This is a genomic window from uncultured Mucilaginibacter sp. (assembly GCF_903913935.1).
In the GTDB taxonomy this organism is placed as follows: Bacteria; Bacteroidota; Bacteroidia; order Sphingobacteriales; family Sphingobacteriaceae; genus Mucilaginibacter.
Genome location: NZ_CAIWNH010000395.1, coordinates 21,664 through 28,175, shown reverse-complemented (window position 1 = coordinate 28,175; position 6,512 = coordinate 21,664). Strand labels below are relative to the sequence as shown.

Here is a 6,512-nt window from a genome sequence, read left to right as displayed (position 1 = left end):
GTGATGGTATTTTTTTAAATAGGTAGCATCGTACCCGGGGAATCCGCCCAGTTCGATGGCATTTTTTATGTTTTTTTCGGCGATGAGTTTCGCCAGTATATCACCAAAAACATAATTGGGTTTCAAATACAGGATGAGGTTCTTCCTTGATTCCCAAAAAGCTTTCCAGAAAGCGAGGTCTGTTAAATTTTGTTCCATTAATATGATTCGAGTGCAAATTAGTTTTTGCTTTTCATGATATCGTAAATCGATGAAAAACAATTTTTTTAATTTCTCCTCTTTACTGCATGCGGTAAAATTTTTTAAGTTAAGCGTAACGGCCTAAGTTTTTGCCCTCTTTTTTGCCTGCAAAAGAGAGGGCAGATCGAGCGTAGCGATGATCGGGTGAGTTAACCCTGGCGGACATTGCCGCCAATGCATTGCGGCGAGTCTACTCACCCCGACTGCGCTACGCTGGTCGCCCCTCTCTTCCGCGAGCGGAAAAGAGGGGAAAAACAAATATTTTTCTTAACTTAATGACATTGACCGCAAGCGGTAAAGAGGGGAAGCCCATTTTTTATTGTTCTGTTTTATTCTTCTTTTCCAACACCCTTGCCGGGTTACCCACGGCAATACAATCCGAAGGTATATCTTTTGTAACCACGGCCCCTGCGCCGATGATCACATTGTCTCCGATGGTGATATCCCCGATAATACAAACGTTGGCTCCAATATCTACATTGTTCCCTATACGGGGGCTGCGGCTTAACGTACCATCAGCCAGTTTTTTGTGGCCTATGGTGGTGGAGTTCCTTAACACGCAATTTTCGCCGATGATGGTGCTTTTATTCACCACCAGCGCCTGCCCGTGATACAATGACAAGCCTTTGCCTATGGTTAGCTTCCTTGGTAGCTCTATCCCCAAAATCCACTCTACCCAAAAACGGTAAAGCATAAAATAAGGGTAAAAAATAATTTTGGTGAGGGTAAAGCGGTTAAAAGCCTGCAGCAACCGAAAAGAAAACAAAACCGACTGTGCCTTAAAGTTTTGCCGGTTTGCCCGCCAGTCCTGGAATAAATAAGCAAAAAAGTTCATTTTTTCAGTCGATCAGTTTGTTATTATAAGGCTGTAAAACCACAAATTTGTGTCCCCATCAAAAGTTCGTCCCTTTTTGAATAGCGCCGTCAGGTGCTAAATATCGGTAGAAAATTCATTTTAAATATTATCGCGTGCCGTAGGTACGCAACTTCGCCGTGTTCCGTGCCTACGGCACGGTATTTATTGTTTTTATTCTTCTACCAATATTTGACCCCGATGGGGTCACTATTTAACTTCGCAGCATAGTTGCCTATTGCGAGCGGGTTATGCCTTTGGCAGGTGCCGTAATTAAATACTGCGCGTCCAAAAGTAAAGTTTTCATTTTAGAATTGTTATAATTGCCGCTAAAATAGCGCCGCCAAATGAAAGTAACTTTAATAAATACATCTGATGCAGGCGGCGGCGCCCCGGCTGCATGTATGCGCCTGCTAAAAGCGCTGGAATTAAAGCAGGTTGATGTGCATATGCTGGTGCAGGAGAAGAAGACAGGTGAGCCGTGTGTCGACAGCATCAGCAATAATTTAGCAGGAAAATTAAAGGCACGATTTAGTTTTTTTTATGAGCGTTTGCCTTTTATCTGGTTTAAGGCAAAGGCGCGTGAGGTTCGGTTTGCTTTTTCAACTGCGGAATTTGGCGCTGATATAAAAAAGGAACCTGATATACAAAATGCAGATATACTGCATCTGCACTGGACAAATTCCGGTTTTCTGTCAACCCATAACATTAAACAGCTTTTTGAAACCGGTAAACCGGTGGTATGGACACTGCATGATATGTGGGCATTTACCGGTGGCTGCCACTATTCAGGCGATTGTTTCCATTTTATGAACCAATGCGGTAATTGCTGGATGCTGCGCGATCCGCATAAAAATGATCTGTCGCACCAGGGCTGGAAACGTAAATCGGATATGTACAAAACGGCAAAAAACCTGGTTTTTGTAACCTGCAGCCACTGGCTGGCTGATGTTGCCCGTACAAGTTCATTATTAAAAGATTTCCGGATCGAAACCATTCCCAACCCGATAGATACGGAACTGTTTTCTCCAAAAGATAAAGCTGCTGCCAGGTTGAAATGGAATATCAATCCAAAATCAAAAATTATACTCTTCGGTGCCGCCAACATCCTCGACAGGCGTAAAGGCATCACCTACCTGGTTGAGGCGCTGAATGACCTTAAAAAGAATTATCAGGAGACAGATATTATTGAGATCGTTCTATTCGGTAAAAATAAATCATTTGATGTCAGCCTGCTGCCTTTTAAAGTATACGAAATGAACGTAATTACCTCGCAGGAAGATATGGCAGCGCTGTATAATCTTGCAGACGTGTATGTAACTCCCGCTATTGAAGACAACCTGCCCAATACAGTGATGGAGTCGCTGGCCTGTGGTACACCCGTTGTGGCCTTCAATACAGGCGGGTTGCCGGATATGGTAGACCACCGGCAAAACGGCTACCTGGCTGAATTTAAATCTGCAGCTGATTTTGCTGCAGGGATCAATTTTATTTTAAATTCAAATAAAAAAAACGAACTCGCGGAAAATGCAAGGAAAAAGGTAACGGACAATTTTACCAACGAGATCATCGCCTCAAAATACATGGATGTTTACCGGTCAATATTAAAAAAATGAAAGCTTTTAAGCCCGTTTTATCGGTGATTACCGTTGTTTATAATAACGAGCGTGATATTGAGCGGACGATGCTTTCGGTGTTAACCCAAACCTATCCGCGCATAGAATACATTATCATTGATGGCAAATCAACCGATGGTACGTTAAAGGTCATTAACAGGTATAAGGACCAGGTGGCAAAGATCTTCAGCGAAAAGGATAACGGTATCTACGATGCCATGAACAAAGGCCTTGCAGCAGCTAACGGCGATTATGTGCTCTTTATGAATTCGGGCGACGAATTTTATTCCAGGGATACCGTACAAAAAGTTTTTGAGTCGGCGCCGGATGCGGATATCTATTATGGTGAAACCGAGATGATAGATGCTGACGGAAAAAGCCTTGGCCAAAGGCGGCACAAAGCGCCCAAAACATTTACCTGGATGGATTTTCGGTATGGGATGAGTATCAGCCACCAGGCCATTTATGTGCGCCGTTCTCTGGCAGGGCCATACGATAATCGGTATAAATTGAGTGCAGATATCGATTGGATCATCCGCGCAGCATCGCAGGCAGAAAAGATCGTTAATGTAAACCAATATGTAGCCAAATACCTGGTAGGAGGGGTGTCAAAAGCCAAACACCGCCAGAGTTTAATGGAGCGCTTTGATATCATGCAGCGCTATTATGGCTTAATCCCTACAGTTTTTAATCATTTTGTTATCGCTTTTAACCTGGGCTGGTATTGGCTGAAGAATAGAAGGACGAATGATTAGGGGGGTAAAGGGTTGTAACGTGTTGCAGAGGTTAAAAAAGGAACAAAACAACCTTGTCCTTTTAAACAAAAAGGTGCAGTAATCGCAAACTTTGTATGGTGGTATTGCAAAGTTTGCGATTACTGCACAAGCAATGACGTATAGCTATTTTTTCGCTTTCTTATCGTCGGCAGGTGCTTTTTTCTTGTCGTCAGCTTCAGCCACAGGCTTTTTCTTCGCCTCCGTATAAACCGCTCCGCCTAATAAAAGCACCAGCAAAATTGATCCGGCAAGTGAAATCTTTTCGCCTGTATAGTACGATGCCGGGTGGAAGATGAATTCAACTTTATGGTTACCCAACGGGATCTGCGCTGCACGCAAAAGATAATCAGCACGGAAATAAGGGGCTTCTTTACCGTCGATCAGCATTTTCCAGCCCTTATCATAATAGATCTCCGAGAATACCGCCACCTGGTTGGCTGTTGAGCCGGTTTGATAGGTTAAATGATCGGGGTTATAGTTGGTTAACTTAATACTGGCATTCGGATCGCCGCCTATTGCACTTTTAGTATCGATCACAGTTTTGTAACGCTGGTCAACAATGGCTTCATCTTTTGGCGTAAAGCTGCTGATGGCCTGCATTTCTTTATCGGCATTGTCAACAAACTTAACGGATTTTACAAACCAGGCATGTCCGCACGCAGTAACGTTTGATACCATTTTGGAGTTGCGGGCCGTATCCTGGGTGATGAAATACTTGGCATTCAGCATATCCAAAACATCGTGGTTTGGCGGGTTGGTGGTTAGCTGGTTATCCATCAACTCATCATACCTTTTTAGGCGCGCAGCTGAATAACCGCTGATTGATTTATGGAAGAATGGGTTGATTTCGTCGTTTTTGATTTCAGCTGTAAGGTCAAACACACGGAAATCCGGGTCGGGATCCCTGGTGATAAACTGGTCCACTTCTCGTGGCCTTACCACCTGGCTGGCATCCTGTTTCTCCTGGAAATTAGCCTCTTTCAAATAACGTTTATCTATCGGCCACATATCTACCAATACCAATGCAAGTAATGCGATCGAAAAAACGGTTGTATTCACTTTTTCTTTTATAAAGATCCAAAGCAAGCCAAAAGCAAGCACTATAAAAATGAAAGACCTGATGGCGTCCGCATGTTCCAGGTCCTGCCTGTCGCTAACAATAGCAGTGGCAATATTGGTGGCGGTAGCGTTGTCGCCGCGCAGCGCTTTTGTTAAATAGGTGATGCCGCTTTGTGCATCAGCCGATCTGAAACTTAAAAACAAAGTAGCTACGATGATCAGGGCAACGAAAATACCAGCTGTGATATAAAGCTTTTTGAGGATATCTTTTTTATCAGCTGTTTCGGTGATCTCTTTTACCGCAAGCAGCGCCATGATCGGGAAGCAAATACTTGCTACCGCCAATATGGATTCAACTGCACGGAATTTATTGTAAAGCGGGAAATAGTTAAAAAACAAATCGGATAAGTAAGGCCAGTTGCTGCCAAATGACAGCAGCATGGTTAACAGTACTGTACCTAATAACCACCATTTTATACGATTTTTTACAATCAGTAAACCGAATAAAAATAGGAAACAAATGACCGCGCCAAAATAAAACGGACCAGCAGTGCCGGGTTTATTGCCCCAGTACATCGCCAATCCAGGGAACTGCGACATTTGCTGCGCGTAATTAACTGCCTGGTCCGCCGGAACGCCTTTGTCGATAAATACTTTAGCAGTAGCAGAGTTTTGGTCAATCCCTTCTGACGGGCCAGATGCGCCGCCGTAGGCATTTGGTATTAAAAAGGTAAAACATTCGCCAACGCCCTGGCTCCACTGATAGGCGTAATCTTTAGCCAGGCCATTACTTGGTTCTTTGGTATGTTGGGTCAAATTTGATGGACCGCGGTAGCTGTAGGCAGCGTATTCCATGGTGCTCCATAATAATGATGCATTAACAAGTACCGCCAGTAAAGTTGCCGCAACAATAACGCCTGCAGATTTAAAAAACGCTGGAGTTGTTTTTGCTTTAATAGCGTGGTAAAACTCTATTCCGATTAAAATAGCCAGTGCCAGCACCAGGTAATAGGTCATCTGGATGTGGTTGGCCTTTAACTCTAAAGCGATGAAAAGGGCTGATAGTGCACCGCCAAGCAGGTACCGGCCCCTGAGGGTTAAAATAACACTGGCAATTATAGGCGCAAAAAAGGCGATCGCGAGCACCTGGTTGGAGTGCCCGGCCGTAAGCAAAATAATATTATAGGATGAAAACGTAAACGCGACAGCGCCTGCGGCCGCAAGCCATGGGTTTAGTTTTAAAACGGTGAATAAAAAGTAGGTGCCAAACAATAACAGAAATACGACATAAATAGGGTTTGGAAACGCCGCGATCAGGGTTTTTATGACAAACGAAGCGACGTTACTGGAGTAAGGCGCCCAGATCTGGTAAGCGGGCATGCCGCCAAAAATTTGGTTGGTCCATAAAATAGTGGTATCCTTTGCCCGGTAATCGTTAATTTCTTTTTGGGTTGATTGAGCGCCGAGCACGTCAGCCTGGCCCAGGGTTTTCCCCTGGAAAGCAGGTGTAAAGTAAGCTAAGCAGATCACTAAAAATATTGCAGCAATCAAAAAGTGAGTGCCATTGCGCTTAAACCAGTTATTCATTTCTGTATTTTATTGAAGATAATATAATCTCCCAAAAATAGAAATTTGCTTGAGAATAGGAATGATTAGTTTTTTTTGATTTTTATGGCTTAGGAGTGGCCCTTAAACAGGAAAAATAACCCTACCAGCAGGGCAGTACTCGCGATATAAGAAAAAAGCACCACTTTGGTGCCAAACTCTTCGCGGTTGCGGCGGATGGTATAAAAATTATATAGCGCCAGCAGGGCAACCACTACCCAAAAAAAAGTATAGATCTCTGTTTTAGAAGTAAACAAGGCGGTGGAGATGGCGATAACGATAAAATTGGTCAGGATGAGAAGCGTTGAATCCGGCGTGTTGTTATGCCTGGGGCGCCTTTTAAATAGCTCTTCCGGTATCATT

At 43.7% G+C, this 6,512-nt stretch carries 5 protein-coding genes and 1 pseudogene; 2 read left to right on the top strand and 4 right to left on the bottom strand.

All coding sequences use genetic code 11. From position 1 onward, the window contains the following. Nucleotides 1–198, bottom strand: a pseudogene (locus QZY09_RS15885) (methyltransferase type 12); the annotation flags it as partial. Nucleotides 199–556: 358 nt separating this feature from the next. After that, entirely contained in the window at nt 557–1,075 is a 519-nt protein-coding gene (locus QZY09_RS15880; RefSeq protein WP_295673951.1) for a DapH/DapD/GlmU-related protein, read from the bottom strand. A gap of 365 nt (nt 1,076–1,440) precedes the next feature. Here QZY09_RS15880 and QZY09_RS15875 point away from each other — a divergent pair, with 365 nt between their 5' ends. Together QZY09_RS15875 and QZY09_RS15870 are read left to right on the top strand one after the other, a co-directional pair. Beyond that, entirely contained in the window at nt 1,441–2,709 is a 1,269-nt protein-coding gene (locus tag QZY09_RS15875) for a glycosyltransferase family 4 protein (RefSeq protein ID WP_295673950.1), read from the top strand. After that, nucleotides 2,706–3,464, top strand: coding sequence for a glycosyltransferase family 2 protein (locus tag QZY09_RS15870; protein ID WP_295673947.1), 759 nt, complete (start codon nt 2,706–2,708; stop codon nt 3,462–3,464). Before QZY09_RS15875 ends, QZY09_RS15870 begins: the two co-directional genes overlap by 4 nt. A gap of 144 nt (nt 3,465–3,608) precedes the next feature. On the opposite strand, the gene QZY09_RS15865 is transcribed toward QZY09_RS15870, so the two are convergent. Both QZY09_RS15865 and QZY09_RS15860 read right to left on the bottom strand, forming a co-directional pair. Further along, nucleotides 3,609–6,131: a YfhO family protein gene (locus QZY09_RS15865; RefSeq protein WP_295673945.1), complete on the bottom strand. Its 2,523-nt coding sequence runs from the start codon at nt 6,129–6,131 to the stop codon at nt 3,609–3,611. Between the two features lie 89 nt (nt 6,132–6,220). Continuing rightward, complete coding sequence (locus QZY09_RS15860; RefSeq protein ID WP_295673943.1) at nt 6,221–6,511, bottom strand: hypothetical protein; 291 nt, start codon at nt 6,509–6,511, stop codon at nt 6,221–6,223. Nucleotide 6,512 lies beyond the last annotated feature (1 nt).